Here is a 26,175-nt window from a genome sequence, read left to right as displayed (position 1 = left end):
AGTGTCACCACCGAGTGACACTCAGGCGCCAGTAGGCCGCCTGCCCCGTCGGCGCACCAGTAGTACTCAATTCCTGCTCAACACACCTGCACACGCGCCCGGTTCACAGGCCGAGCCATGCCGCCATGTTGTCGAGGGAGTCGGGGGTGCGGCGCCGCTGGTGCACGAGACCGTTGATGGTCTCGCGGGCGCCGGGGTGGTAGCGGGTCTGCTGCGGCGCCAGTTTGCGCGCCGTCATCAGGCACTCCAGCGCCGCGTCGCTGCGCCCCGTCTCCATCTCGGCGCGTGCCCGGTCGATGCAGAAGTGGGCTCGGCGTGACATGGGCCAGCCGTGCGGCAGCCGTACGTCGCGGGCCCGCTCCAGCGCCTTGCCGTAGCGGTGCATCTCCACCTGCGCCGACACCTCATGGACCGCGACGTTCGCGGGGCCGAAGGAGAGCCAGTGGACGTGGGCCGCCTCACCGGTGCGTGCGGCGTGGGCCGTTGCCTCGCGCAGGTGCGTGGTGACCGCCTCGGCATCGTGCGCGCGGGCCGAGATGACGCTCGCGCCCAGGTGCAGCTGCCCCGACACGACCAGGGTGCGCGGATGGCCGGGATCGGCCTGCGCGAGCGCCGTACGGCCCGCGCCGATCAGCCGCAGGCCGATGCGGTGCTCGCCCTCACGGAAGTAGGCCAGCGCGCGCATGTACTGGCGTACGGCTGCCAGTAGCGGGTCGGAACCGCGTTCGGCCGCCCAGCCCATGCGGTCGAGTGCGATGGTGGCCAGGTCGTAGAAGCCGAGCTTCGTGGCCAGGTCGTGCGCGGTGCGGTACGCCGAACCGAGCGTCTGCCACAGGGCCGTCGTGGGGGCATGGTGCACCGCGCGGGTGACCTCGCCGATCAGCCCGGGCAACGCGTTCGCCGCCTTGCTGAGCTGGGTCGCACGCACCATGCGGCACAAGTTGTCGGCGTCCTCGGCGAGTTCGCCGTCGGTGCGCGGGGCGGCGGGGCCGGAGTACGCGGCGTCCTCCGGCGCGTACAGGTCGTACAGGTCGAGGGATTCACGGATGGGGCGGATGAGCGCCGCGAGCCTGTCCTGCTGCAGCTCGGTGACGTACGGCTGCCCGGTCAGTACGGTGACGTCGATGCGCAGCAGGCGTGCAACGGCCGACACCAGGTCGGGCGACGCGTTCTTGCGTCCCTCCTCGACCTGGCGCAACAGGCTGTAGGAGTAGGGGATTCTGGCCGCCATGCCCCGCTGCGTCAGCCCCGCGAGCTTGCGTTGCCGGGCGATACGGACGCCCGCGTGTTCCTCTTTCAGCCCGTGCATGTGGGCCTCCGTTCCGTGTTGCACGCTGTCCCCGCCCGCGGTCGCCCGCTGTCCCCGCCCGCACGGTCGCTCCCTGTCCCCACGGCAGGTCAGGTCACCCAAGGTCACTCGACGCTCGGAACCGTACGCGCGGCCCACAGGACGGAACATGTTCCGCACAGGGCGCCACCCGTTCGTGTCTGTCCGGCTTGCGCTCAGGCGCTTGTGGTGGGATGCGCGCATGTCCTCACCTGTGCTGTACCTGCTCGGTTCGGCGGCGCCTCCCGTCCTCCAGGCGGGCGCCGTCGTACGGGACGCCCAGCGCGCGGGCTGGGACGTGTGCCTGGGGCTGACCCCCACGGCGGCCCACTGGCTGGAAGGCGAACTCCCCGATCTGGAGCGGCAGTCGGGCCACCCGGTGCGCTCGCACTACAAGTTGCCGGGCCGGCCCGACGTATGGCCCCCGGCCACGGTCGCACTGGTCGCGCCCGCGACGTTCAACACGGTCAACCAGTGGGCCCTCGGACTCACCGACAAGTTCGTCGTCGGCTTCGCGGCCGAGGCGATCGGAAAAGGCGTGCCCTTGGTGGCGATGCCCTGCGTAAACGCCGCCTACGCACGCCACCCGCAGTTCTCCCGCTCCCTCGAAACCCTGCGCGGCGCCGGCGTACGAGTGCTCTACGGAGAGGGCGGCTTCGTACCCAACGCACCCGGCGAAGGCCGCCCCGAGGACTTCCCCTGGCCCCTCGCCCTGGCCGAGGCGAGCCGGGCGGCGGACAGCTCCGCCTAGCGACACCGGGGGGCCGGACCACAGTCTCCCTGAGCCGCCCTCGCACGCGCTTTCCCCTGTGCCACGCCACCCATTGAAGACCGCGCGGAACACGTTGGAGACCGCGCGGATCGCGATGGAGACCGCGCGGATCGCGATGGGTTACCCTTTGGGCAGATGGATTGAGCAGTTGCCCAAGACGGGCGCCCAAGGCAGACACCCGAACAACCAGGCACCAAGGCGCACATACAGGACAGGCATCAGGACAGGTGCCCCAGGCCCGACGAGACACGGGAGACGTCACATGGCAGCCCTTACAGCGGCGGACAGGGGGCGCGAGGTGCGTCACCGGCTGCTGCGCGCCGGCGCCGAACTGATCGCCGAGCGCGGCTGGTCGGCCGTCAGCACCCGGGCGCTCGCCGAGCGCGCCGAGGTCGGACCCGGCCTTGTGCACTACCACTTCGCCTCACTCAAGGCCCTGCTCGCCGAGGCCGCGCTCGGTGCCGTGAAGGGCCTCGTGGACGAGTTGACGGGGCTCCTGGAGACGGCGCCGACGGTGCAGGAGGCACTCGACGGCGCACTCGGTGCGCTGGACGCCTACACGGGGCGTGACACGACCTCGCTGCTGTTCACGGAGACCTACTTGGCGGCCAGCCGGGACGAGGCACTGCGGCGGGACCTGGAGGTGGTCCTGGCGCGGATCAGGGACAGCGTCGCGGGGCGGCTGCGCCGGGACGGGGTGGTGGCCGACCCGGAGGAGACCGCGGCCGTGCTGCTGGCCGCACTGGACGGGCTGATGCTGCACCGCCCCGTCCACCCGGGTCTCACCTCGGCGGGCACTGCCCCGGTGCTACGGCGGCTGCTCTCCCGTACGGACAGCACGGGGGACGCCGAGGGCGGCTCCTAGAGCGGCCCCGGGGCCGACGACAGGCGCCGACGACAGAGGCCGACGGCCGGACCGACGGGCCGACGGGCCGACGGCCGGACCGACCGCCAGGCCGGCGGCGAGAGGGACCGACACGCACAGGAGGTGACCCATATGAAGGCCGTGATCTGTGGAGCGGGTATCGCAGGGCTCGCGCTGGCACACCAGTTGGGGAGGCTGGGCTGGGACGTCGACATGGTGGAGAAGGCGCCGGGACCGCGTCCACAGGGGTACATGATCGACTTCTTCGGTGCCGGCTACGAGGCGGCCGAGGCGATGGGCGTCCTGCCCCGCTTCAGGGAACTGGGCTACACGCTCAGCGGCGCCTCGTTCGTGGACACCGACGGACGGCAGCGGGCCAGTATCGACTACGGGCAGTTCGCGGGGCTCCTCGGCGGCAAGTTGCTGAGCATCATGCGGCCCGACATCGAACTCGCCCTGCGCGAGCACCTTCCCGAGAGCGTTGCCATCCGTTACGGCACGAGTGTCGCCGCCGTCGAGGACGAGCCGGACGGCGTACGCGTCGCGCTCACCGACGGCAGCACCGTAGCGGCCGACCTCCTGGTGGGCGCAGACGGCATCCACTCCACCGTGCGCGCACTCGTCTTCGGCGAGGAGAGTCACTACGTGCGCCAATTGGGCTTCCATACCGCCGCGTTCGTCTTCGACGACCCTGTGGTGCGCGAAGCGGTCGCGGGCCGCTTCTGTCTCACGGACACCGTGGGGCGGCAAATGGGCTTCTACGGGCTGCGCGACGGCCGGGTCGCCGCGTTCGCCGTGCACCGCACACGCACCCATGGAGCGCCACTTCCCGAAGACGCGCGGGCCGCCGTACGGGAGGAGTACGGCTCCCTGGGCTGGGTGGCCCCGAGTGCGCTCGCCGCGTGCCCGCCGCACTCCGAGATCTACTACGACCAGGTCGCACAGACCCGGCTGCCCCGCTGGAGCCGGGGCAGGACCGTGCTCCTGGGCGACGCCTGTTACGCGGTCTCGCTCCTGGCCGGCCAGGGCGCCTCGCTCGGCATCGCGGGCGCCTACGTACTCGCCGACCAAATAGGCACCATGGAAGGGCAAGTGGCGCAGGGAGCAGCAGCGGAGGAACACGGCCTGGACGGCGCGCTCGCGCGCTACGAGCAGGTGTGGCGGCCGGTCGTGGAGGAGAAGCAGCAAGTGGCACGCCAGGGAACGCGCTGGTTCCTGCCGGAGAGCCGTACCCGCCTGTGGGCACGGAGGGCCGCGATGCGTGCCGCGCGGGTGCCCGGTGTGGACCGCCTGGTGGCGGGTGCGGTGACGGGCAAACCGACGGAACTGGCCGAACTCCGCGCGGCGGGCGACGCATCCCGCACGCCCCGTGCACAGGGGCGATCCGTCTCCCGGTAGGGAGACCTTCCGGTAGAGCCTTCTCCCTGTAGAGCCTTCACCTTCCGGTAAGGCATTCATCGAGGAACAGCCGTACGCCGCCGCTGCGATGCCACAGCGACGGCGTACGACTCACGTTCCCCCGGTCACGTTCCCCCGCGTACGTTCCCTGAGGCACGTGCCCCCGCACCCCCCACCCCCGCACACATGCCCCCGAGCACGTACCCGTCTCGCTCAGGTCGCCCGTCAGCGGAAGTCGTCCGCGTGGTCGCGGGCCCAGGCGGCATACGAGGGGGCAGGGCGGCCGGTGAGGCGTTCCACGGCGGGAGAGACCTCGGCAGGCGTGCCGACGCCCTGTGCGGCCATGTCGAGCAGGGTGTCGGCGACGCCGCCCGGCGCTCCCTGGGCGACGAGCGCGGCCTGTGCTTCCTCGCGTGAGATCTCCTCGAAGGAGACCGGCTTGCCCACGGCCTCGCCGATGAGGCGGGCCTGCTCGGCCTGGGTGACGGACTCGGGCCCCGTCAGCACCGGCCCCGCGCCGTCGAGCCCGGCCGCCTCCGTGAGGGCCAGCGCGGCGACGGCGGCGATGTCGGCCTCGTGCACGGGCGCGGAGTGCGCCTGCGCGTAGGCGGTGCGCACGACGCCGCTCTCGCGGACCTGGGGCGCCCAGCCGAGGGTGTTGGTCGCGAAGACGTCGGGGCGCAGATGCGTCCAGCGCATGCCGCTCTCCGTGCAGGCGGTCTCCACCTCGGCCTCCAGCTCGCGGTGGTGGATCACGATGGGGCTGTCGGAGGCCACGTCGGCCCGTACGACGGAGGACGAGGACATCGTGACCACCCGGCGCACGCCCCGTTCGGCGGCGAGCCGCAGCAGTTCGGCGGGGCCGTCCCAGAAGACGGCCGGGTTCAGGAACACCGCCTCCACTCCTTCGAGTGCCGCGCCCAGTTCGTCCGTGCGGGCCGCCTCGACACCTGCGGGCAGCAGCGCGGTCGACGGGTCCCTGGTCAGAGCCCTGACCTTGACATCGGAAGCGGCCAGCTCAGCGACCAGCGGGCGCCCTACGTTCCCGGTCGCTCCGGTCACCAGAATCATGCGAATCCCCCTCTGTACGTGTCTTTCTCTGTCCCTGCCGATAGTTCAACCAAACGGTTGAACTTGTCAAACAGAAAGATGGATGAACCGGTCCGCACCCGGTTACGCTGGCCCCCGTGACCGACTCCCCCGCTCCCCGGCCCGAACCAGCCGACGCGGCGCGCACCCCGCGCCGCGCCCCCGCACCCGGGACGCGCAAGCTCGACGCCGAGCGCTCCCGCCGCCTGCTGCTGGAGGCGGCCAACGACGAGTTCGCCGCTAAGGGGTTCGCGGGAGCGCGCGTCCAGGACATCGCGGACAGGGCCGGCCTGAACAAGCAACTGATCGCGTACTACTTCGGCGGCAAGGAGGGCCTGTGGAACGCGCTCAGCCGGCAGTGGCTGGAGCGCGAAAAAGCCTTCAACGACCCCGAGGTGCCGCTCGACGAGCTGATGGTCCGCTACCTGCGCGCCGCGCTCGACGATCCGCGCGGCCCCCGGCTGAACGTCTGGGCGGGACTGACGGGCACCGCGCCGGAACAGGAACGCGAAGACCTCTCGGACCTCCGGCGCCGCCAGTCGGCAGGCGAGATCGGCGACGACCTCGACCCCGCGGCCATGCTGCTCCTGCTCACCGGCGCGGTCGTCGGCCCCGTCGTCATGCCGCACACCGTCCGTGCGATCTTCGGTCTCGACCCGGAGTCGGCCGAGTTCCAGGAGCACTACGCCGAGCAACTGCGCCGCGTGGTCCGCCGACTGGCCTGACCTGCCGGGCCGGCGCGCGGTGGGCAGCGTGAGCCCTCGGCATGTGCCCGCACCCCTCTTCCCCGTCCCCGACCGGGGACCTACGCCCAAGGACCGACCGGTCCGGCGAAATTCCCGGCCGCTCAAGGGAGTTGGAAAGGGTGAACGGCCCGGAAAGGGCGGCGGCGACGAGCCAGAGGAGACACGGTCATGTCGGTCCAGCTCAACCACACCATCGTGCACGCGAGCGACAAGAAGCACTCGGCCCACTTCCTTGCGGACCTGCTGGGCCTGGAGGTGCAGCCTCAGTTCGGCCCGTTCCTCCCCGTGGTCATGGGGAACGACGTCGCGCTGGACTACGCGGACGCCGGGGACGAGCCGGTCGTGTCGCAGCACTACGCGTTCCTGGTGTCCGAGGAGGAGTTCGACGCCGTCTTCGGCCGCATCAAGGCCGCGGGCATCACCTACTACGCGGACCCCTACCGTGAACGCGTCGGCGAGATCAACCACAACGACGGCGGTCGTGGCGTCTACTGGCTGGACCCCGACGGCCATGTGCTGGAGATCATCACTCGCCACTACGGCGCGGACGGACGTCAGCCGTAGCGGGCGCGCACGCCTCTCAGTCGGCCGTGTCCCGGCTCTCCTGCCCGTCGGGGCACGGCGTTCCGCGCGGGAGCTTGTAGGGCGCCGCGATGCGGTACGTGCCGGCGCGCGGCGCGTCCAGGACGGTCCAGGTGTCCAGCACCGGCTCCTCCTTGCCCTCGGGCGGCGGGCCGCCGAAGCTGGGGGTCGCCTCGCTCAGGCAGCCGTTGCGGTTCTCGTCCTCGTGGTCGGGCGGCTCGATCCGCTCGCCCTTCTTGTCCACCAGGCCGAGCCACGGAGACCACGGCACCCGTACGAGCACGGGGCCAGGCTCCCGTACGCGCACGGTGACGCCTTCGGCGTCCGCGCGCTTGACCGTGGCGGGCGGCTCGGCCATCTGGACGGGGTCGGCGACGCGGAAGACGCGCCAGCTGTCGTTGGACCAGATCTCGTCCAGATACGGCTGCCCGTCGCGTACGAGACGCGCCTCGGCGACGCCACCCGCCAGGTCAGGAGGGTCGGCCGGCAGCACGACATAGTGCACGGCCCAGCGACGCAGCCACGCGTGGTAGCGCTCGGGGGTCAGTTTCTTCTCGTAGAAGAGCGGGTTGCGTTCCAGGTCGGCCTGACGGTTCCAGCCCCGCGCGAGGTTGACGTAGGGCGCGAGCGCCGACGCCTCCCGGTGACTGTTGACGGGCACGACCTCGACCCGGGCGCGGTCGGCGTCCAGCCTCTTCAACTGCTCGACCAGCGGCGCCATCTCGCGGGCCCAGGCCGTCTCGGGGGTCGTGTGCACGATGTCCCAGGTGGGCTTGGCGATCTGCCAGCCGCAGGTCAGGATCAACGCGACGATCATCGCGGCCCCCTTGCGGGAGCGCCAGGCACGCCGCCCGTTCCCCACCACGACCGGAGCTGCGGCGAGCAGCGCCACCCCGCCGAACAGCAGCCCGAGCCGCTCCACGTTCGAGCCCACCTGGGAGGGGATCGTCCAGGTGAGCACGATCCCCAGCGCGTAGACGGCGGCGCCGACGCGTACGGCGACCCACGACTTGGGCACGAGCAGCGCGACGGCCACGGCGCCGAGCAGCGGGAACGCCACCGAGACGAACGGCATCGGCATGTTGCCCTGGAAGGGGAAGAGCAGCGCGGCGCACGCCACGACGACGGGCGGCGGCACCGCCAGCGCAAAGCCGGCGGCGTGCCGTCGTGCCAGGAACAGCGAGGCGGCGACGACCTCAAGGAACAGTCCCGCCACGGGGCTTGCCGATGTCGCCAGCGCGGACAGCGCTATCACGAGCGCCGCACGTACGTACCGCGGTCCGCGCCCCGCGCCACGGCCCCGCCAGCGCGCCGGCCACATCCATACGGCGGTGACGGCCCCGAGCCCGAACAGCATGCCCAGCGCGAACGTGACCCGGCCCGAGGCGGCGTTGCACGCGAACGCGAACGCGCCCCACAGCGCGGGCACCAGCGGCTTGGGCACCATCCGCACGAGCAGCAGCGCGAGCAGCCCTGACGACAGCACGCCGGAGAGGATCAGCGTCGTGCGCACCCCGATGACCGCCATGAGGTACGGCGAGATGACGCTGTAGGAGACGGGGTGCAGCCCCCCGTACCAGGCGAGGTTGTACGCCGAACCCGGGTGCTGGCCCGCGAACTCGGCCCAGGCGTCCTGCGCCGCGAGGTCGCCGCCGCTGCTCGCGAAGAAGCGGAGCCACACCAGATGCAACACCGTCGCGGCCACCATGGCGGCGACCGCGACGAGAAGGGTGCGCTTGTGCCGGGCCCAGCGGGCCCCGGCGGTCCGGCCGTCCGTTTCCGGGCGCGGTCCGGGGAGGGACCCGTCGGCTGCCGGTGCTTCCGGCCCGCCCGATGTCCCCGTTATGTCACCCGCACTGGCGTCGGCATCGACATACGACGCCGGCGTCTGCGGTGGGTGCACAGTGGCCACTGCGCTCTCTCCCCGTCCCCGTACAGCTCGGCTCAGATCCGCCAGACGTTACCCGACCGGCCCCGCCGTACGAGCCGTGGGCACCGGTGGCGCCGGAATGGCGCCGGTTTCTCCGCCGCGACGAGGTGGTTGCCGTCGCGGCGGAGAGTGCCGTCCGTCAGCCCACGCGCGTCAGCTTGGAGCCGAAGCCCGGCTCCGTCATGGACTTCTGAAGGGTCACCGGGACCTTCACCTGTCCCGGCCCGTCTCCCGCGGTCAGGGTGCCGACCTTGGTACCGGGCTTCGCGTCGTGCGGAATGGACGTGCCCTTGTCGGTGAGACCGAGCTTGACCTTCAGGCCCGGCCAGCCGACGGCCGTGACGTCCTTGGTCGCCACGACGGGGGTCTTGCCGCCGAGCTGGTCGTCGACGTAGCCGACGACATCGCCCTTCTTGACTACCTTGCGCGTCGCCATGGCGTCCTGCGCCGAATCGATCAGCTTCTTGCTCTCGGCGAGAACGGTGTCCAGGATCGACGGCTTGTACTGCCCCAGAACAGCCCCGACGATCAGCTGCTTGGTGCCGCCGATCTTCTTCTCGGCCGCGAACAGCAGGTTGCCGCCCGCCTTTGTCGTCGTACCGGTCTTGATGCCGACGACACCGTCGAGCGGGACGAGCTTGTTCCAGTTGGGCTGGGTCTTGCCGTTGCCGTCCTCGTACTGCGGCTGCCGCACGACCTCGCGGAACAGCGGCAGCTCCATGACCTTCTTGCCCAGCTTGACCTGATCGGCCGCCGTGCTCACGGTCTCGGCCTTCAGCCCGCTGGGGTCGGTGTACTTGGAGTTGGTCATGCCGAGGTCCTTGGCCGCGTCGTTCATCTTCTTGACGAACGCCTTCTCCGACCCCGCGTCCCAACGTGCCAGCAGTCGCGCCACGTTGTTCGCGGACGCGATCATTATCGCGTCCATCGCCTCGCGCTGGGTGATTTTCTGGCCCGCCTTGACCTTGACGGTCGACTCGTTCTGCGCGCTGAGTCCTGCCTCGTCCTCGGCCTTCTGATCGACCGGGATCTTCGCGCCCTTGCTGCCCTTCTTGACCGGGTGGTCGCGGAGGATGACGTATGCGGTCATCACCTTCGCGACGCTCGCGATCGGCACCGGCTTCTGCTTGCCGTACGAGCCGAGCGAGCCCAGCCCGTCCACCTCCAGCACGGCTTGGCCCTCGGACGGCCACGGCACGGACGGCTCAGCGCCCTTGAACGCGTACGTGCTCGACGCCGTCATCGCCAGCTCGGGCGCCGGAAGCGGGCGCACGGCCTGGACGACGACGAACACCACGGCGAGCAGCAGCACCAGTGGCGTCCAGACCTTGATGCGCCGCCTGATGGTGCGCAGCGGCGTCTCGGCCGGGGGCGGGGTGTTGGTGAGCTGCGCCAGCAGGTCGAGCGGCGGCGGATCGGGCATCGGCTGCTGCCGGGTCATCTCCGGCGCCGCGTGCCCCTCGGCCTCCGCTGCCGGCGGCATGGCACCGGCCGCAGCACCGGCCTGGGGCGCCTTCGGCGGCATGGGCGGCGCCGGCGGAGCCTTGGGCGCCTGCGGAGGCAGCGCCCTGGCGGGCGTACGGGGCTCGTCCGTGGACTTCAGCGGAATGAACTGGCTGGTCCGCTCCGCCTCGGACTCCTCCTCGCCACGCGTACGCGGGTCGGCCTTGGCCTTGCCCTCGGACGCGGCCTGGGACGCGCCCTCGGACTTCGCACCGGACGTGATGCCGGGCTTCGTGCCGGACCGGGACGACGTGGCGCCGCTGTCCGGCTTGTCGCCCTTCCCGGGCTTCTGCGCCCCCTGCGGCTTCTCGCCCTTCCCGCTCTTCTCGTCCTGTCCGTCCTTGGCGTCCTTGGCGGCCTGATCGCTCTTGGCGACGTCCGGGGTGCGGAAAACGGCGGTGGGCTGGTCGACGGCCCCCTTGGAGCCGTTTGCCGCCTTGTCGCCCTTTGCGTCCTTGCTCCCGCTCCCGACGCCCCCGGCTCCCTTGGTGTCCTTGGCGCCCTTCGTGCGGAACGTCGCGGTGGGCTGGTCGACGGGCCGCTCGCCCGCCGTGCCCGGCTTGGCACCCGACTCCTCGGCCGTGCCCGCCTTCGCCTCGGGGGCCGGCGTACCGCCGGAGCCCGTGTCTTCGCCGCCTTCGGCGTCCTCGGCGTCCTCGCCGCTCTTCTGCTCACCCTTGGAGGAGCCGAAGAAGGCCGCGGTCAGCCGCTCGGCGCGTTCGGCAGCCGCCTCGTCACTGTCCTCGGCGGTACGCACGTCGTCGGGGCGCAGGATCCCGAACATCGCCGTCGGCGGGTCGCCCCCGGGCGCCTTGTCCGCCGTACCGTCACTGCCGGCCCGGCTCGCCTGCTCACGCTTCGGCCGCGCCGCCTGCTTCGCCGGCTTCGACTGCTTGGCCGGCTGCGGGCGGCGCACCGGCAGATCGCTCGCAGAGGCGCCGCTCCCGGCCTCCCCCGCCCCGGCCTGCCCGGCGCCGTCACCGGCGCTCTCCGCGCCCTTGGTGCCGCTCCTGGACCCCGTACCGGCGGCGTCCTCGTCCTCGGCGGGGCCGCCCGCTGGCGCTGCCTCGCCGTCGCCCTCGGTCGCGACCCACGCGGCGACAGCGGACTTGAGACGTACGTCCTTCTCGTCCGTGCCGCCCTCGCCGCCGCCCGCTTCCGTGCTCACGCCCGTATCCGGGCTCCCGCCGGCGGCCGGTGTCTTTCCGGTGTCCGCCGTCTCGTCCGTGTCCGCCGTCTCGTCCGTGTTCGTGGTCCCGGACGTGCCGGTGCTCTCGCGCCCGGTGTCGTCAGGGGACGAGGACGCTTCCTGGCCTTCGGCCCTGTCGTCCGTCTCGTCACCCGTTCCGGTGCTGGTCTCGTCGCCTGCGGGGGATGCGGGGGCGGGGACGCTGGTGCCCGCACCCTTCAGCCGTTCGTTTTCGGCCGTCTCGTCAGGACGGGCAACCACGCCGCCGCCCTCCGTCGTCTCCCCCGACGACCTCTCCCGCTCCGACCTGTCGGGGGATTCGCCCGCCACCAATGCCTCCTGATGCTGCTGCTCGCCGCTCGCCATACCAGTTAACAGTGTCCTGTGCACCGCGGCTGCCACCTGATGCGGCAGCGCTCGTCAGGGTCGACTCTTTGGCCTCCCCACTCGGCAGACGAGAACGACATACCTACTGGTTCCCGTCCATAAGGTCCGCGCACTCTCGACAGACCATTGTGAGAGGGGTCACCCTGTCATTCATCCACGCGGGGAGGCATGGATGGGCAGGAGCCGCAGAACAATTCCGGAGGAGCTTCTGTTGCTCGCCCTGGACCCGGCCACGGGTACCACGGCGCAGCCACAGTCGCTTGACCTCGGCCTGGCCGGGGCCCAGCTAGTAGAGCTGGCTCTGGCAGGACGGATAGCCCCTGATGGGGATCGTATCGCCGTGGTGCTGCCACGGCCGACCGGAGATCCGACCCTGGACTCCGCACTGGAGTTGCTGCGCAGGCGCGGCAGCCCCGTGCGCGCTGTCCACTGGATCGGCGGGCCCCGGCTGGGGCTTCGCCAAACCTATCTCACACACCTGGAGCGGTGCGGCATGGTGCATGCCGTTTCCGGCCAGATGTGCGGGGTGCTGCCGACGACGCGCTACCAGGCGACGGAGACAGCGATCAGCCGGGAGATCAGGACCCGGCTGGATTCCGCCATCCGCACAGGGGTCCCACCGGACCCGCGGACAGCGGCGCTCGCCGCGCTGGCCCATGCGGTCGGCCTCGGCAAGCACCTGTATCCCGGCAACGAGGGACGGTCATGCCGCTCCCGGCTCCGGGACCTGATCAGGCACGACCCGATGGGCGGACTCGTCGCACACGCGGTGATGGACGTGCAGAACGGCGTCGCGCAGCAGCCGCGGCGTGCACAGGGCGGCGGAACGGGTGGCCCGGCAGGACACCCGGCACCGCGGACGGCGGCAGTCCCAGCGGCTGCCACGGCCCGGCACGTTCCCGAACAGCCGCGTCAGGTGGCGGGTGCGATGGCCCGGGTGGGAGCACGCTGACCCTTTGCGTCTCCGGCGTCGGCCCACAGGCCGCGCGCGGCGGAGAGGGCGGTTTCGGCACTGCCGGCAACCACCGCACCGATGTCACCGACACCAACACCGTCAACTCCATCAACAGCACCTGGAACACACGGAAAGCACCAGCGGGAAAACCAGAACCGTAGAGACATTACGGAGCCGCGAAGACGCGCGGGGTGGTAGTCCGACCGCCAGAACGACGGCCGGATTGCCACCCCGCGCGTGCGCTGTTTTCCGGACCGCTGTACGCGAACTCCGGCGATTGCTGTACTCAGACCCGCACTCTCTGTTGCCATTTGGCAGCGCCGGTGCACATGTTGGTGGCAACCTGCTTCAAGTAGTCGTACTTACACGGAGGTGCGGTCCCGTGGCGTCGAACGTCAATCCCACAGTCCGGCGTCGCCGACTGGGTCAGGAATTGCGCCGTCTTCGCGAGCAGCGCGGCATGACGGCGGAGGAGGTCGCCGACCGGCTCCTGGTGTCCCAGTCGAAGATCAGCCGGCTGGAGAACGGGCGGCGCAGCATCAGCCAGCGGGACGTGCGCGATCTGTGCGGCGTCTACGAGGTGGAGGACCGCCGGATAGTCGACTCCCTCATGCAGATGGCCAAGGAGTCGCGCCAGCAGGGCTGGTGGCACGCGTTCGGTGACATCCCGTACAGCGTCTACATCGGGCTGGAGACCGACGCGGCCTCACTGCGTGTCTATGAGCCGCAGGTGGTTCCCGGGCTGCTCCAGACCCGTTCGTACGCGGAGGCCGTGTGCATGGGCGCCCTTCCCGAGGCGTCGGCGCCGGAGATCGAGAAGCGGGTGCAGGTGCGGATGCGCCGGCAGGAGCGGGTGTCGGACCCCCGCCATCCGCTGCGGATGTGGGCGGTGCTGGACGAGGCGGCGCTGCGCAGGGCGATCGGTGGACGGCAAGTCATGGTCGAGCAGTTGGAGCATCTGATCGCGCTCTCGCAGCTGCCCCATCTGACGATCCAGGTGATGCCGTTCGCGCTGGGCGCGCATCCGGGGGTCAACGGGCAGTACGCCATTCTTGAGTTCCCGGACGCCTCGGACTCCTCCGTCGTGTATCTGGAAGGCGTGACGAGCGACCTCTATCTGGAGAAGCCGCACGACGTGCAGAGCTACAGCGTGATGTACGAGCATCTGCGGGCCGGTGCCCTGAACCCGGACCAGACACGGGAGTTCATCGAGAACGTGACGAAGGAATTTGCCCGTGGCTGAAGCCGGGGAGGCTACACCCGGGCCTCGCGCAGTGTGAAGAGCTGCCTGGAATATGCCATCCGGTCGAGTGAACGTCCACTCCATGACGGAAGAACGCGGCGTAGCGTCACCGACGCACCGCAAATCGACCGGAGCAGACCGGAGCAGACATGGCTATCGCAAAAGGTTCGACCAAGACATGGACCAAATCGAGCTATTCGGCGAACGGAGCATGTGTTGAGGTGAGGTCGGCGACGCCGCAGGTGATCTCGGTGCGCGACTCGAAAGCCGTCGCGGGTCCGCGGCTGGGCTTCGCGCCCGCCGCGTGGACCGGCTTTGTGGACGCGCTGAACGGCGAGGCTCTCCGGAACTCCTGAGCCACGCCGCTCGTACGACGACCGACCGGAGCCCTCTCGACAGGTTCGCCGTCCCGGCCGAGGGGGCTCGGTCATGTTCCGGGAACGGACGCCGCACCGCCTCCCCGCGTGTGTGTCAGGACCGCAGCCGGTCCACATAGGTGTCCGTTCCCGGAACGGTCGGCACGAAGGGTGCGACCAACTGGAGCGTGCCCAGCCCGGATTGGCCGATGGCCTCGGTGAGCCCCGTGAAGCAGGGGTCCCAGCACTCGCGGGGGTCCTGCTGGAGGAACCAGAGAAGCGTGAGGCGGGTGTCGACGCCCTCCACCTGCTTCACGTACGTCATGCGGTCGCCGGGCAGCGGGGTGGGGCGGAAGACGGTGACGAGTGCGGCGGGCGAGTCCTTGAGACGCGCCGGGAGGTGGCTGGTGCGCAGCCACTCCAGGAGCTCGTCCCGCTGCTCGGGGCCCTCGGAGTCGATGACCTGCAGGACCAGGCCCTCGTAGGGATGGTCGAGCGCGTGGAAGTCGCGGGGGCCGGCCGCACCGTCGCGGTAGACCGTGGTCTCGTGGTCCTGGAAGCTCGTGAAGACGTGGGTGCGTTCCTGGTGGACGCGTCCGTCCCGGTTGAGGCGCTTGTTGATGCCGACGGTCCACTTCATGTGGTCGGCGTAACGCCCCTCGGTGATCCAGTACGTGGACAGATAGCAGCCGGCCGTGACGGGCTGCGCGACGGCCGACTCCTCGGGATAGCGCAGGAGTTGGAGGTCGCGGGTGGCGACCCAGCGGCGGCCCGCGTAGATCCATGGCATCGCCATGGCGCCCGCGATGTAGTGGTCGTCCTCGTACCAGCGGTTGTAGGCGTACTCGTGGCCCGGATGCGGCTCGACCATCGTGATCAGCGCGTGGCCCGGGCGCACTCCGTACGGGCCGAGCGCCGCGAGTTCGGCGTAGGTCTCGCTGCGGGTGTCCTCCTGCATCGCTGCCTCCCCTTCCTCTCTCATCTCCGTCCCCCTACGGTGTATCTGACTTAGCGTCAGATATCGAGAGGCGAGACGCCATGTTGCTGAGGGGCAAGACGGTGGTGGTGTCGGGGGTCGGCGCGGGTCTGGGACACCAGGTCGCGGCGGCGTGCGTACGGGAGGGCGCGAACGTGGCGCTCGGCGCCCGTACGGAGGCGAACCTCGCGAAGTGCGCAGCGGAGATCGACCCGGACGGTGACCGTACGGCGCACAGGGTGACCGACATCGCGGATGAGGCACAGTGCGAGGCGCTGGCCGCGCTGGCGTGCGAGCGGTTCGGGGGGATCGACGCGGTGGTGCACGTGGCCGCGCTGGACACCCTCATGGGCGGTCTGGAGGACGCCGACTTCGGGGAGTGGGAACGGGTCCTCGACATCAATCTGCTGGGCACCCTGCGCATGACCCGCGCCTGTCTGCCCGCGCTGAAGGAGGCCGGCGGGCGCGGGGGCGGCTCGGTCGTGATGATCGGAACGCAGTCCTCCGTCGCCGCGCCCTCACAGGTACGGCAGGCCGCCTACGCCGCTTCCAAGGGCGCGCTCGTGTCCACCATGTACTCGCTCGCGCGCGAACTGGGACCGCACCGGATACGGGTCAACACCGTGCAGCCGGGCTGGATGTGGGGCCCGATGGTCGAGGGGTACGTGCGGTGGGCCGCCGAGTCCGAGGGTGTGGAGGAGGACGCGGTACGGGGGCGCCTGGAGGAGAAGATGGCCCTGCCCGAGATGGCGACGGACGGCGATGTCGCGGACACCGCCGTCTTCTTCGCCTCCGGCAGGGCACGCGGCATCACGGGCCAGTGCCTCCTGGTCAACGCCGGGGAGATCATGCGCTGATGCGCGGATGCGCTCCGCGCCAGGTGCCTCGTACCTCGTGCCCCGTACCTTCGAGTCGTCAGGGCGCGGGCGCGGGCGCTACGCGCGCGGGTAGCGGGAGAGCCAGGCCGGGGAGGCAGCGGCCGGGCCGTGCAGTGCGGGGCCCTGGGTCATCTCCATGGCGAAGTCGTCGGCGAGTTCGAGGATCGAGGCGCGGCCCTCGATCTCGGCGACCCAGCCCGGCGGCAGCGCGGTCTCGCCGTGTATGGCGCCGAGGAGGTTTCCGCAGACGGAGCCCGTCGAGTCGCTGTCACCGCCGTGGTTCACGGCCAGCAGCAGTCCGTGCCGTACGTCCTCGGCGACCAGCGCGCAGTACACGCCGATGGACAGCGCCTCCTCCGCCGTCCAGCCCTCGCCGAGAGCCTCGACCCTGTCAGGGGACGGCATGCCCTGGCGTACGGCGCCGAGTGCCTGCTTGAGCGCCTCGGTCGTCTCCTCGTGGCCCGGACGTGCGGCGAGCTGGACCAGAGCGCGCTGCACGGCCGTGTCCAGTGCCTCGCCGCGTGCGAGCGCGTGCACGATCGCGGCGAAGGCGCCGGCGGCGAGGTAGCCGGTGGGGTGCCCGTGCGTCTGCGCCGCGCACTCGACGGCGAGCTGGAAGACCAACTGGGGCTCCCAGCCCACCAGTAGCCCGAAAGGCGCCGAGCGCATCACGGTCCCGCAGCCCTTCGACTCCGGGTTCTTGGGCTTCTCCAGCGTGCCCATACGGTCGTCGGCCAGCCCGCTCAGGCAGGCGTTGCCGGGAGCGCGGCGCGCGTACAGCCACTCCTCGCGGGCGAGCCAGCCGTCCTCGTCGCGCCGCTCGTCGGGGCCCCAGTCGCGCTGGGTCGCCGACCAGCGGCGGTAGGCGGCGTGCACGTCCGTCGGCGGATGCCAGGCGCCGGTGTCACGGCGCACATGCGCGCGGATCAGGCCGTCGACCGTGAAGAGGGTCATCTGCGTGTCGTCCGTGATGGCGCCCCTGCGACCGTATGCGGGAACGTAGTCCGTCACGCCCTGCTGGCCGTGCTTGGTCCTGATCTCCGCGAGGGAGTCGAACTCCACGCCGGCACCCAGCGCGTCACCGACCGCGCCGCCCAGCAGGCAGCCGCGCACACGGCTGCGGAAGTCCTGCTGTTCGGCCCTGCCCCATATGGCCGTCCCTGCGGAAGCCCCGCCACCGCTCTCCGAGCCACCCGAAGCTGCCACGTAATCCGCCCCTCCTGACTGCTCCCCCACGGTCCCGGCCCCGCACTCTAATAGACGGGGATCGGTCAGATGTGGTGTCCGTGTGGACTGTCCGTGGTGCCCAGATGATCAGCGAGGCCGTCGTCCGTACGTTCCCGTGGTTCCCGTACCGCGTCATGTCCCGCACGCGGCTCGCGCGGCTCCTGCGGTTCTTGCCGGTGCACCGGGCACCGGCAAGGTGGGTAGGCGCACGGGTTCGCGTCGGGCGGTCGCGGATCGTTCGCCCCCGCGCTGATCACCCTTTTCGGCCCGAACTGAGCTGTTCCGTCCGGGCCGATCCTGCCTACCCGGAGCGTCATACGGCTACCCATCGGACGCCGGCTTCGCGCCGGGCGCCGACTCGTTGAGAACCACCGCCAGCACGGCCGCGTCCCCGAGCGACATGCCCCGCACGTCGACGCCGCTCCTCCCCTGATGCGCGGTCCGGCTCACCACGTCCCGGGCCCGGATGTCGTGCGCCCGTAGCCCTTTGCGGAGTTCCGCGACGACGGCGGAGAGGGCGAGTTCGGTGGCCGCCCGGTTTCGGTTCACGTCACCAGCTTGTGTGGCGGGTGAACCGAGCCTGTAGTCGGGCGAATTGGGATTGTGATTCACGGCTTGCCGCCTCGCGAGTCGGAGTAACGTCGTGCTCACCGATCGTGAGGTCACGCACACTCCCCGTACCAGGGGGGACCAGATGACAGACGGGACTGTCAACTTGCGTGATCAAGGAAAAGGGAGCCCTCATGGCCGCAGAGACGGACGGCGTAGACCTGAGCGACCCCACCGCCTCAGCATTGGCGCACTTCGGCAACGAAGTTCTGCTTGAGCTGAAGAGGACCGACACCCGCGCGAGCGAGTTGGCTGCGGTAGCCCACTGCCACAAGACGTTGGTGTCCAAGATCCTGGCCGGGGACCGCCTCGCAAGTCGACAGTTCGCGGAAGCATGCGACAGGCGGTTCCCCGACGCGCATGGGCGATTCGTGAGGCTGTGGCGCTTCATCACGCGGGAGGCGTACCCGCCCTGGTTCCGTGGTTACGTCGAGTTGGAAGCGAAAGCCACCCGCATCAGGCTGTTCAACCCGCACCTGGTGCCTGGGCTTGTCCAGACGGAGGCGTACGCGCGTGCGGTGCTGGCGACAGGTCGACCGCCGAAGCTGGAAACGGCCGTCGCCCTGCGCATGAGTCGCCAGCACATCCTGGACCGGGACGAGCCGCCACAGGTGTGGGTGACACTCGATGAGAGCGCGCTGCGCCGTACCGCAGGGAACGCCGAGGTCATGCATGAGCAGCTCGGTCGTCTGCTGACCATGGCGACGACCCCTCCGCATGTGGTGCAGATCGTGCCTGCGGGACACAGCGTCTACCACGCGGGAACAAGTCCCTACGGTGTGCTGTCCTTCGCCGACCAGCCCGACGTCGTGCATGTGGACGGCTTTCCCACCGGGTACGTGACCTGCGAGGAGGCCCATGTCGCGGAGGCTCGGAGTGCCTATGATCTGCTCACCGCAACGGCGTTGGGCCCCGACGACAGCGCGGTGGCTATCGAATCGATCATGAAGGAATACACATGAGCGAGCAGTACCCCGGCCACATGTGGCGCAAGTCCAGCTACAGCGGCTCGAACCAGGGCGAGTGCCTCGAAGTCGCCGACGGATTCGCCAACATCCCCGTACGCGACTCCAAGAACCCCGGCGGGCCCGTAATCACCATCGGAACCGAGGCGTTCGCCGCATTCGTCGGCGCCATCCGTGACGGCGCCATCTGACCCCGTCATCGGCAAAGACACGTAAGGAGGCGTGCACATGAGCGAGTACACCCGCGCCGTGTGGCGCAAATCCAGTTACAGCAGCAATGGCGGTGCGTGCATCGAGGCTGCCGCGGACCTCGCCGTGTCGCACGGCGTCGTCCCCGTACGCGACTCCAAGAACCCGGACGGACCCGTACTCACCGTCAGCACGGCGGCGTTCGCCGCGTTCGTCGGTGCCGTCCGTGACCGCGTCATCTGAACCCGCAGGCGACGAGGGGCTCCTGGTGTCCGCCGGGAGCCCCTCGGCGCGTGCGGATTCTGCGCAGAGGGTGACGGTGGGCTGTGGGAGTGGGGTTGTGGCTCCTACTGTGGCGGCAGGACTTTGAGGGCTTCTACGGGCTCGTTGAGTGAAGGGCTGGAGCGTCGAAAGGTGGCTGCCCGCGCTCGGGGCAAGGATCTACGGGGCAGAGCGGCGGAGCGGGAACGGCAGCTCATCGAGACCGGGGAAGTCCACCACCTCTGACCCCCGTGCGCCGGGCCAACGGGCGGGTACGAAGCTGGGGACAGCGCCGCCAACACCTGGCTGGAGATGCGTGGTGACCCGACGGACGAGGCGCTGGCAAAGCTGGCCGCCACCGACCTGGAGGCCCTGGCGGCCCGCGACCCCCACGGGCGTACCGTCCTCGTCTACTGGGATTCCGGTGCCCGAGAGTGGCGCAGACATGTGGACGAGAGCTGACGGGGTCGCGGCCCCGACAACGGGAACTGCCGTTTGACCAGCGGCGAGCGCAGCAACTGCGCCGGCGGATACGCAGGGTGAGAGGCGTAGGCCGTACGGCAGCGGGCTCCCGGTGATCGCCGGGAGCCCGTCGCTGTCCGGGCGTGAGCCTTGGGCGGGTCAGTCCAGGACCGGTAGCAGTTCCGGGAGGTGGCCGTCGGAGGCGCCGGCGGCGCGGACGCGTTCGGCGGGGACCTCGCCGTAGGGCGTGGTGCGGGGGCGTGAGGGGCGGCCGGCCAGGTCGGCGATGGCGGTGAGGTCCTTGATGGAGCGGTAGGAGCCGTAGGAGGAGCCCGCCATGCGGGAGATGGTCTCTTCCATGAGCGTGCCGCCCAGATCGTTGGCGCCGGAGCGGAGCATTTCCGCGGCGCCCTCCGTGCCGAGTTTCACCCAGCTCGTCTGGATGTTGGGCACGTAGGGGTGGAGCAGGAGTCTCGCCATGGCCGTCACCGCGCGGTTGTCGCGGGTGGTGGGGCCCGGGCGGGCGATGCCCGCGAGGTAGACGGGCGCGTTGGTGTGGATGAACGGGAGCGTCACGAACTCCGTGAAGCCGCGAAGCCCCTTGTCCAGCGCCGACTTCTGGATGTCGGCGAGCAGGCGCAGGTGGCCGAGCCAGTGACGGGGCTGGTCGACGTGGCCGTACATCATCGTGGAGGTCGTGCCGAGGCCCAGCTCCTGTGCGGTCTTGATGACCTCGACCCAGTTGGCCGTGGGCAGCTTGCCCTTGGTGAGGATCCAGCGGACCTCGTCGTCGAGGATCTCGGCCGCCGTGCCGGGGATCGAGTCGAGCCCGGCCTCCTTCGCCGCCGTCAGCCACTCGCGGATGGACATGCCGGTGCGCGATGCACCGTTGACGACCTCCATGGGCGAGAAGGCGTGCACGTGCATGCCGGGTACGCGTTCCTTGACCGCGCGGGCGATGTCGAAGTACGCGGTACCGGGCAGGTCGGGGTGGATACCGCCCTGCATGCACACCTCGACGGCGCCGACCTCCCATGCCTGCTGGGCGCGGTCGGCGACCTGTTCGAGGGAGAGGGTGTACGCGTCGGCGTCGGTGCGGCGCTGCGCGAAGGCGCAGAAACGGCAGCCGGTGTAGCAGACGTTGGTGAAGTTGATGTTGCGGGTGACGATGTACGTGACGTCGTCACCGACCGCTTCGCGCCGTACGTCGTCGGCCGTACGGCACAGCGCGTCCAGCGCGGGCCCGTCCGCGTGCAGGAGGGCGAGGGCCTGGTCGTCGCTGAGTTTGGTCGGGTCGTCGGCTGCCTGGTTCAGCGCCTCCCGTACGTCGCTCTCGGCGCGCTGCGGCGCCATCCCGGGGGCCGCGCGTTCGCGCAGCTCCGCCCAGTCGCCGTACACCTCGTCGAAGTCGTCGCGCCGGTCGGACGTGCGGCCCTCGGTGTCGATGGTGCGGTGCAGGTCGGTGCGGCCGGAGGACGCCAGGCCGGCGAAGCCCTCGTCGGGCTCCTGCCACGGACGGCCCTCCACGACCGCGTCCTCGCGTGCGAGCCCCGTCTCCGTATCGGCCAGCGCGCGCACGTGCGGCAGCACGCGGGGGTCGATCCAGGGCTCGCCGCGCTGGATGAACTCGGGGTAGACGGTGAGGCGTTCCCGCAGTTCGAAGCCCGCTTCGCGGGTCCTGGCCGCGAGGTCGTCGATGTGCGGCCAGGGGCGCTCGGGGTTGACATGGTCGGGGGTCAGGGGCGAGACGCCGCCCCAGTCGTCGATGCCCGCACCGATCATGCGCGCGTACTCGGAGTCGACCAGGTTCGGCGGGGCCTGCACGCGCGCCGAGGGGCCCAGGATGTGCCGGGTCACCGCGATCGCGGCTGCCAGCTCCTCCAGTTCGGCGTCCGGCATGCCGCGCATCGCCGTGTCCGGCTTCGCGCGGAAGTTCTGCACGATGACTTCCTGGATGCCGTGGTACGCGCGCTGCGTACGCCGCAGCGCGAACACGGACTCGGCGCGCTCCTCGTACGACTCCCCGATGCCGATCAGGATGCCGGTCGTGAACGGCACGTTGGAGCGCCCCGCGTCCTCCAGCACACGCAGCCGTACGGCCGGCTCCTTGTCGGGCGAACCGTAGTGCGGGCCGCCCTTCTCCGACCACAGGCGGGTCGCCGTCGTCTCCAGCATCATGCCCATGGAAGGCGATACGGGCTTGAGGCGCTGGAAGTCGGTCCACGACATCACGCCGGGGTTCAGATGCGGGAGGAGACCGGTCTCCTCCAGTACGCGGATCGCCATCGCGCGTACGTACGCGAGCGTGTCGTCGTAGCCGTGCGACTCCAGCCACTCGCGGGCCTCGGGCCAGCGGTCCTCGGGGCGGTCGCCGAGCGTGAACAGGGCTTCCTTGCACCCCATTTCCGCGCCACGCCGCGCGATGTCGAGCACCTCGTCAGGAGAGAGGAACATCCCGTGTCCCTCGGCCCTGAGCTTCCCCGGCACGGTGACGAAGGTGCAGTAGTGGCACTTGTCGCGACAGAGGCGGGTGAGAGGGATGAAGACCTTGCGGGAGTAGGTGATCACCCCGGCGCGTCCCACCGCGTCGAGGCCCGCGTCTCTGACGCGGGCCGCCGAGGTGGTGAGGTCCGCCAGGTCCTCGCCCCTCGCCTGAAGGAGGACGGCGGCTTCCGTGCTGTCGAGGGCCACGCCGTCGCGGGCCCTCTTGAGCGCGCGCCGCATCGCGTTCGCCGTCGGCGCCTGTCCGTGTGAGGTCATCCCCTGAGGGTATTTCCCCTCGTCGGCCCCGCCCCGCCTACGCGCCTCCCCGATTTTGTGGGAGTGGCCACAGCGGTTCGCGGGAATGTCCGCGGCGGGCCCTCAGCGGGTCACGCGGGCTCCGGACGGGCAGGCGAACCCGCCGCCGCTGCCACCCCGCGAACGCGGCCGTCAGCCGAGCCAGTTGACGCGGACCACATAGATCCTTTTGCGGTGCTCGAACTTCTGGTACCAGAGCACGAGTCGCTCCGTGGCGAACGTGCGCAGCTCGCGGGGGTTCTGCTCGTCGTAGTCGTGGCCCGCGTCCATACGCAACTCCGCCAGGTCTACGAGCCCGCGCAGGACCGCTCGAATCCCGCCCATCGCCTCGGGCGGCAGCCCACCGACGACGAAGTCCTCGTCGGCGCCCCACTCCCACTGCCGGCCCTCGCCGTCCTGGGAGCCAGCACTCACTGAACGATCTCCTGCTGGGCCTCGTGGAGCAGCTGGGCGATTTCCGTTTGGGCCTCGCGCAGGCTCTGGTCGGTGGCGTGGGGGCTTTCCGCGACGGTTTCCGCCGCGCGCAGGGCAGCCGCGCGCTCGGGCCATCGCTCGATGGCCACGAAAGTGGCCCACTTCACGAGGAAGCCTCGCATCCAGCCCGTAGAACCTGTCCGCACGGACTGATCGAACGCCTCGCCCAGCTCACGGTCGAACTGGGTCACGTTCAGCGGTCTGATGTGGCGTACTGCCTCCCGCAATGCCTCTCGCGTCACCGCGGGCATGGGCACGAGGGGGCCGTCCGGCTCCCCCGGTCGCATGCTCATCCGGGCCCTTTCCTTCTCACGCTCCACACCCCTCAGCGACCGCCAGAGTCACGGAGACCACTGACGGGAGAAGCCCGCTCAGGGCTTCTCCCGGTCGGCTCACAGATCTCTCCCGGTCGGCTCACAGATACTGTGCGTAGTCGTCCAGGGCGCGCAGGACGTCGTTCTCGGTTCCCGGGGGGAGCTGGAGGACGACTTCGGTGGCGCCGAGTTCGCGGTAGTGGGCGAGCTTGCCGGGGGTGGGCAGGACGAAGCTGGGGACGAGTTCCGGGGTGCCGTCGCGGCCGGCTTCGGCCCAGGTGTCGTGGAGGGTCGAGAGGTTCGCGGAGAGGCCCCGGCCGCCGACGGGGAGCCAGCCGTCGGCGTACTGGGCGATGTGCGCGAACAGCTTGGGTCCTGCCGCTCCGCCGACGAGAACGCGGGGGCCGCCGGGGCGGGCCGGCTTGGGGTGTGCGGAGGAGGCGCGCACGGAGCCGAACTCTCCGTCGTGGGCCGTGGGTTCGGGCGCCCACAGGGCACGCATGAGGGCCATGCGGTCGCGGACGAGTTCCCGGCGGGTGCTCCACCGGACGCCGTGATCGGCCGCTTCCTCGACGTTCCAGCCGAAGCCGATACCCAGCGTGAAGCGGCCGTCCGACATCCAGTCGAGCGTCGCGACCTGCTTGGCGAGCGCGATGGCGTCGTGCTGCGCGACGAGGCTGACGCTGGTGCCGAGCGCCAGCCGCTCGGTGACCGTCGCGGCGGCCGAGAGCGCGACGAAGGGGTCGAGGGTCCGCCCGTAGGCGCGCGGCAGCGGGCCGCCCATGGGCGCCGGGGTGTCGCGGCTGACGGGGATGTGGGTGTGCTCGGGCAGGTACAGCCCGCCGAAGCCGCGCTGTTCCAGCTCGCGGGCCAGCCTCGCGGGCCGGATCGTCTCGTCGGTGAGAAGGATGGTCGTCGAGATCCGCATCCCGACACTGTGCCCTCACCCGTACGTGAACTCCATGACCTCCGCGGTACTTTCGCCGGGCACCGGGCGCGCGTACAACCTTCGGCATGGACGCCACACAGGGAACGGCCGGGACACCGGGGGCAGACGGTAGCGGGAGACGCGGGGGACCGCACGGCGACGGAGACCAGGGACCCCGTGAGACCCATGCATCCCGTGAGTCACATGAGCCCCGTGGGCCGCAGCGGCGTGAGGTGCTGCGGTTGTCGGTGGGGGCCGGTGCGGCCACCGCGCTGACGCCGGCCTCCATGAGCTTCGCGCGGGCCGCCGACGGCGAGGAGGCCACGCGGACGCTGCGGGGCCATCTGCCCACGGGGGCACCGGACTTCGTGTACCTGCCGGTCGAGGTGCCGGCCGGGGTGCACGAGATCGCGGTCTCCTACCGCTACGACAAGCCCGAGGTACCGAAGGGCACGCCAGGCAACGCGCTGGACATCGGCATCTTCGACGAGCGGGGCACCGCGCTCGGGGGCAAGGGCTTCCGGGGCTGGTCCGGCGGGTTCCGGAACTCCTTCGCGCTCAGCGCCCAGAAGGCGACCCCCGGCTATCTGGCGGGGCCCGTAAGGGAGGGCACATGGCACGTCGTACTGGGCCCGTACACGGTGGCACCGCAAGGCATGGACTACGAGGTGACCGTCACGCTGCGGCACGGCCCTACGGGGAAGACGCCGAGGCGCGTGTACCCGCCGGAGCGGGCCGGTGGCAGGGGGCGTGCCTGGTACCGGGGTGACTGCCACCTGCACACGGTGCACTCCGACGGTGCCCGCACTCCCGCCGAGGCAGCGGCGGCGGCCCGCGCTGCCGGGCTGGACTTCGTCACCACCACCGAGCACAACACCACCTCGGGGCACAGCGCGTGGGAGGGGCTGTGGGGTGACGACCTGCTGATCCTGTGCGGTGAGGAGATCACCACCCGCAACGGTCACTACGTGGCGCTCGGTACCGACCCCGGCGTGTTCCTGGACTGGCGCTACCGCGCCCGGGACGACGCGTACGCGCGCTTCGCGCGGGCCGTACGCCGCGCCGGTGGCCTCGTGGTGCCCGCGCACCCGAACTGCCCGTTCGTGGGCTGTCAGTGGAAGTTCGGCTACGAGCACGCCGACGCGGTCGAGGTCTGGAACGGGCCGTGGACGGCCGACGACGAACTCGCCCTCGCCGCCTGGGACAACATGCTGGTCAGCACGGACTCCTGGCTGCCAGCCATGGGCAACAGCGACGCGCACCGCGAGCCGCAGGTGGTGGGCCTCCCGCAGACCGTGGTGTACGCCGACGACCTCGCGCGCCGCCCGCTCCTGGCGGCGCTGCGCACGGGCCGCTCGTACCTCGCCGAGTCCTTCCGCGTCTCCCTGGAGCTGACCGCGACCACGCCGACGGGCGGGTACGCGGGCATGGGCGAGACCTTGCGCGCACGCGCCGGTACCCAGGTCGACGTCACGGTGAAGGCCGAGGGCGCCCCTGAGGGCGCGACGCTGCGCCTGCTCACCGATGAGGGCGAGATGCGTACGGGGCCCGCGCCCTCGCTCACCTGGCGCACCACCCCGTCACTGGCCACCTACGTACGGGCCGAACTGCGCCACCCCGCCAAGGAGGGCGCCGCGCTCCCGGGCGCCATGGCCGCCATGACGAACCCGGTGTGGCTGGGCGGCGGGGCGGGCTGAGCGCTACTGGCTGCTTGCGGGGCACTGCTGGGTGCTTTCGGCGTACTACTTGCT

General features: G+C 70.7%; 25 protein-coding genes. 14 read left to right on the top strand and 11 right to left on the bottom strand.

Annotated features, from left to right (window positions below; all coding sequences use genetic code 11):
* Positions 1-103: 103 nt before the first annotated feature.
* Complete coding sequence (locus tag NMN56_RS19635; protein ID WP_274046168.1) at positions 104-1,309, bottom strand: helix-turn-helix domain-containing protein; 1,206 nt, start codon at positions 1,307-1,309, stop codon at positions 104-106.
* A 220-nt stretch (positions 1,310-1,529) separates the two neighbouring features.
* Between NMN56_RS19635 and NMN56_RS19630 the strand changes: the two genes are divergently transcribed.
* The 3 genes from NMN56_RS19630 (at position 1,530) to NMN56_RS19620 (ending at position 4,362) form a co-directional block, all read left to right on the top strand.
* Positions 1,530-2,078, top strand: coding sequence for a flavoprotein (locus NMN56_RS19630; RefSeq protein ID WP_274046167.1), 549 nt, complete (start codon positions 1,530-1,532; stop codon positions 2,076-2,078).
* A 283-nt stretch (positions 2,079-2,361) separates the two neighbouring features.
* The gene (locus tag NMN56_RS19625) at positions 2,362-2,964 is read left to right on the top strand and encodes a TetR/AcrR family transcriptional regulator (protein ID WP_274046166.1); all 603 of its coding nucleotides are present in this window, start codon (positions 2,362-2,364) and stop codon (positions 2,962-2,964) included.
* 132 nt (positions 2,965-3,096) lie between these two features.
* On the top strand, positions 3,097-4,362 hold the full coding sequence (locus NMN56_RS19620; RefSeq protein ID WP_274046165.1) for an FAD-dependent monooxygenase: 1,266 nt from the start codon (positions 3,097-3,099) through the stop codon (positions 4,360-4,362).
* Positions 4,363-4,587: 225 nt separating this feature from the next.
* On the opposite strand, the gene NMN56_RS19615 is transcribed toward NMN56_RS19620, so the two are convergent.
* Complete coding sequence (locus tag NMN56_RS19615; RefSeq protein WP_274046164.1) at positions 4,588-5,433, bottom strand: NAD(P)H-binding protein; 846 nt, start codon at positions 5,431-5,433, stop codon at positions 4,588-4,590.
* Positions 5,434-5,549: 116 nt separating this feature from the next.
* Between NMN56_RS19615 and NMN56_RS19610 the strand changes: the two genes are divergently transcribed.
* Both NMN56_RS19610 and NMN56_RS19605 read left to right on the top strand, forming a co-directional pair.
* The gene (locus tag NMN56_RS19610) at positions 5,550-6,176 is read left to right on the top strand and encodes a TetR/AcrR family transcriptional regulator (protein ID WP_274046163.1); all 627 of its coding nucleotides are present in this window, start codon (positions 5,550-5,552) and stop codon (positions 6,174-6,176) included.
* A 189-nt stretch (positions 6,177-6,365) separates the two neighbouring features.
* Positions 6,366-6,761: a VOC family protein gene (locus NMN56_RS19605; protein WP_274046162.1), complete on the top strand. Its 396-nt coding sequence runs from the start codon at positions 6,366-6,368 to the stop codon at positions 6,759-6,761.
* 16 nt (positions 6,762-6,777) lie between these two features.
* Here NMN56_RS19605 and NMN56_RS19600 read toward each other — a convergent pair whose 3' ends face one another.
* Together NMN56_RS19600 and NMN56_RS19595 are read right to left on the bottom strand one after the other, a co-directional pair.
* Positions 6,778-8,691: a DUF2339 domain-containing protein gene (locus NMN56_RS19600; protein ID WP_274046161.1), complete on the bottom strand. Its 1,914-nt coding sequence runs from the start codon at positions 8,689-8,691 to the stop codon at positions 6,778-6,780.
* Between the two features lie 157 nt (positions 8,692-8,848).
* A complete protein-coding gene (locus NMN56_RS19595; protein ID WP_274046197.1) occupies positions 8,849-11,767 on the bottom strand; it encodes a serine hydrolase in 2,919 nt (972 codons plus the stop codon).
* Between the two features lie 193 nt (positions 11,768-11,960).
* On the opposite strand from NMN56_RS19595, the gene NMN56_RS19590 reads away from it, so the two are divergent.
* The 3 genes from NMN56_RS19590 (at position 11,961) to NMN56_RS19580 (ending at position 14,342) form a co-directional block, all read left to right on the top strand.
* A complete protein-coding gene (locus NMN56_RS19590; RefSeq protein WP_274046160.1) occupies positions 11,961-12,740 on the top strand; it encodes a GOLPH3/VPS74 family protein in 780 nt (259 codons plus the stop codon).
* A gap of 385 nt (positions 12,741-13,125) precedes the next feature.
* Entirely contained in the window at positions 13,126-13,986 is an 861-nt protein-coding gene (locus NMN56_RS19585) for a helix-turn-helix domain-containing protein (protein WP_274046159.1), read from the top strand.
* A gap of 149 nt (positions 13,987-14,135) precedes the next feature.
* The gene (locus tag NMN56_RS19580; RefSeq protein WP_274046158.1) at positions 14,136-14,342 is read left to right on the top strand and encodes a DUF397 domain-containing protein; all 207 of its coding nucleotides are present in this window, start codon (positions 14,136-14,138) and stop codon (positions 14,340-14,342) included.
* A 115-nt stretch (positions 14,343-14,457) separates the two neighbouring features.
* Here NMN56_RS19580 and NMN56_RS19575 read toward each other — a convergent pair whose 3' ends face one another.
* Complete coding sequence (locus NMN56_RS19575) at positions 14,458-15,300, bottom strand: hypothetical protein (protein ID WP_274046196.1); 843 nt, start codon at positions 15,298-15,300, stop codon at positions 14,458-14,460.
* A gap of 80 nt (positions 15,301-15,380) precedes the next feature.
* Between NMN56_RS19575 and NMN56_RS19570 the strand changes: the two genes are divergently transcribed.
* Positions 15,381-16,175 (top strand): SDR family oxidoreductase, encoded by a 795-nt coding sequence (locus NMN56_RS19570; protein ID WP_274046157.1) that lies wholly within the window; start codon positions 15,381-15,383, stop codon positions 16,173-16,175.
* Positions 16,176-16,253: 78 nt separating this feature from the next.
* Here NMN56_RS19570 and NMN56_RS19565 read toward each other — a convergent pair whose 3' ends face one another.
* Together NMN56_RS19565 and NMN56_RS19560 are read right to left on the bottom strand one after the other, a co-directional pair.
* Positions 16,254-17,402 carry an ADP-ribosylglycohydrolase family protein gene (locus NMN56_RS19565; RefSeq protein ID WP_274046156.1) on the bottom strand — a complete coding sequence of 383 codons (1,149 nt, stop codon included), beginning with the start codon at positions 17,400-17,402 and terminating at the stop codon, positions 16,254-16,256.
* A 342-nt stretch (positions 17,403-17,744) separates the two neighbouring features.
* Positions 17,745-17,972, bottom strand: coding sequence for a hypothetical protein (locus NMN56_RS19560; protein ID WP_274046155.1), 228 nt, complete (start codon positions 17,970-17,972; stop codon positions 17,745-17,747).
* A gap of 194 nt (positions 17,973-18,166) precedes the next feature.
* Here NMN56_RS19560 and NMN56_RS19555 point away from each other — a divergent pair, with 194 nt between their 5' ends.
* The 4 genes from NMN56_RS19555 (at position 18,167) to NMN56_RS19540 (ending at position 19,909) form a co-directional block, all read left to right on the top strand.
* Positions 18,167-18,994, top strand: coding sequence for a DUF5753 domain-containing protein (locus NMN56_RS19555; protein WP_274046154.1), 828 nt, complete (start codon positions 18,167-18,169; stop codon positions 18,992-18,994).
* Positions 18,991-19,188: a DUF397 domain-containing protein gene (locus NMN56_RS19550; protein WP_274046153.1), complete on the top strand. Its 198-nt coding sequence runs from the start codon at positions 18,991-18,993 to the stop codon at positions 19,186-19,188. The genes NMN56_RS19555 and NMN56_RS19550 overlap by 4 nt, the downstream gene beginning before the upstream one ends.
* A gap of 37 nt (positions 19,189-19,225) precedes the next feature.
* Positions 19,226-19,429 carry a DUF397 domain-containing protein gene (locus tag NMN56_RS19545; RefSeq protein WP_274046152.1) on the top strand — a complete coding sequence of 68 codons (204 nt, stop codon included), beginning with the start codon at positions 19,226-19,228 and terminating at the stop codon, positions 19,427-19,429.
* A 330-nt stretch (positions 19,430-19,759) separates the two neighbouring features.
* The gene (locus tag NMN56_RS19540) at positions 19,760-19,909 is read left to right on the top strand and encodes a hypothetical protein (protein ID WP_274046151.1); all 150 of its coding nucleotides are present in this window, start codon (positions 19,760-19,762) and stop codon (positions 19,907-19,909) included.
* 159 nt (positions 19,910-20,068) lie between these two features.
* Here the strand turns inward: NMN56_RS19540 and NMN56_RS19535 are convergent, their stop codons facing one another.
* From NMN56_RS19535 to NMN56_RS19520, 4 genes are all read right to left on the bottom strand, one after another.
* Positions 20,069-22,669, bottom strand: a complete 2,601-nt coding sequence (locus NMN56_RS19535; protein ID WP_274046150.1) for a bifunctional FO biosynthesis protein CofGH — start codon at positions 22,667-22,669, stop codon at positions 20,069-20,071.
* Positions 22,670-22,840: 171 nt separating this feature from the next.
* Positions 22,841-23,122 (bottom strand): hypothetical protein, encoded by a 282-nt coding sequence (locus tag NMN56_RS19530; protein WP_274046149.1) that lies wholly within the window; start codon positions 23,120-23,122, stop codon positions 22,841-22,843.
* A complete protein-coding gene (locus NMN56_RS19525) occupies positions 23,119-23,475 on the bottom strand; it encodes a hypothetical protein (protein ID WP_274046148.1) in 357 nt (118 codons plus the stop codon). The genes NMN56_RS19530 and NMN56_RS19525 overlap by 4 nt, the downstream gene beginning before the upstream one ends.
* 121 nt (positions 23,476-23,596) lie before the next feature.
* Positions 23,597-24,424, bottom strand: a complete 828-nt coding sequence (locus tag NMN56_RS19520; protein WP_274046147.1) for a TIGR03619 family F420-dependent LLM class oxidoreductase — start codon at positions 24,422-24,424, stop codon at positions 23,597-23,599.
* A gap of 272 nt (positions 24,425-24,696) precedes the next feature.
* Between NMN56_RS19520 and NMN56_RS19515 the strand changes: the two genes are divergently transcribed.
* Complete coding sequence (locus tag NMN56_RS19515) at positions 24,697-26,121, top strand: CehA/McbA family metallohydrolase (RefSeq protein WP_347178622.1); 1,425 nt, start codon at positions 24,697-24,699, stop codon at positions 26,119-26,121.
* Positions 26,122-26,175 lie beyond the last annotated feature (54 nt).

This window comes from Streptomyces iconiensis (assembly GCF_028657195.3).
GTDB lineage: Bacteria > Actinomycetota > Actinomycetes > Streptomycetales > Streptomycetaceae > Streptomyces > Streptomyces iconiensis.
This window is presented reverse-complemented; position numbering and strand designations above follow the sequence as displayed.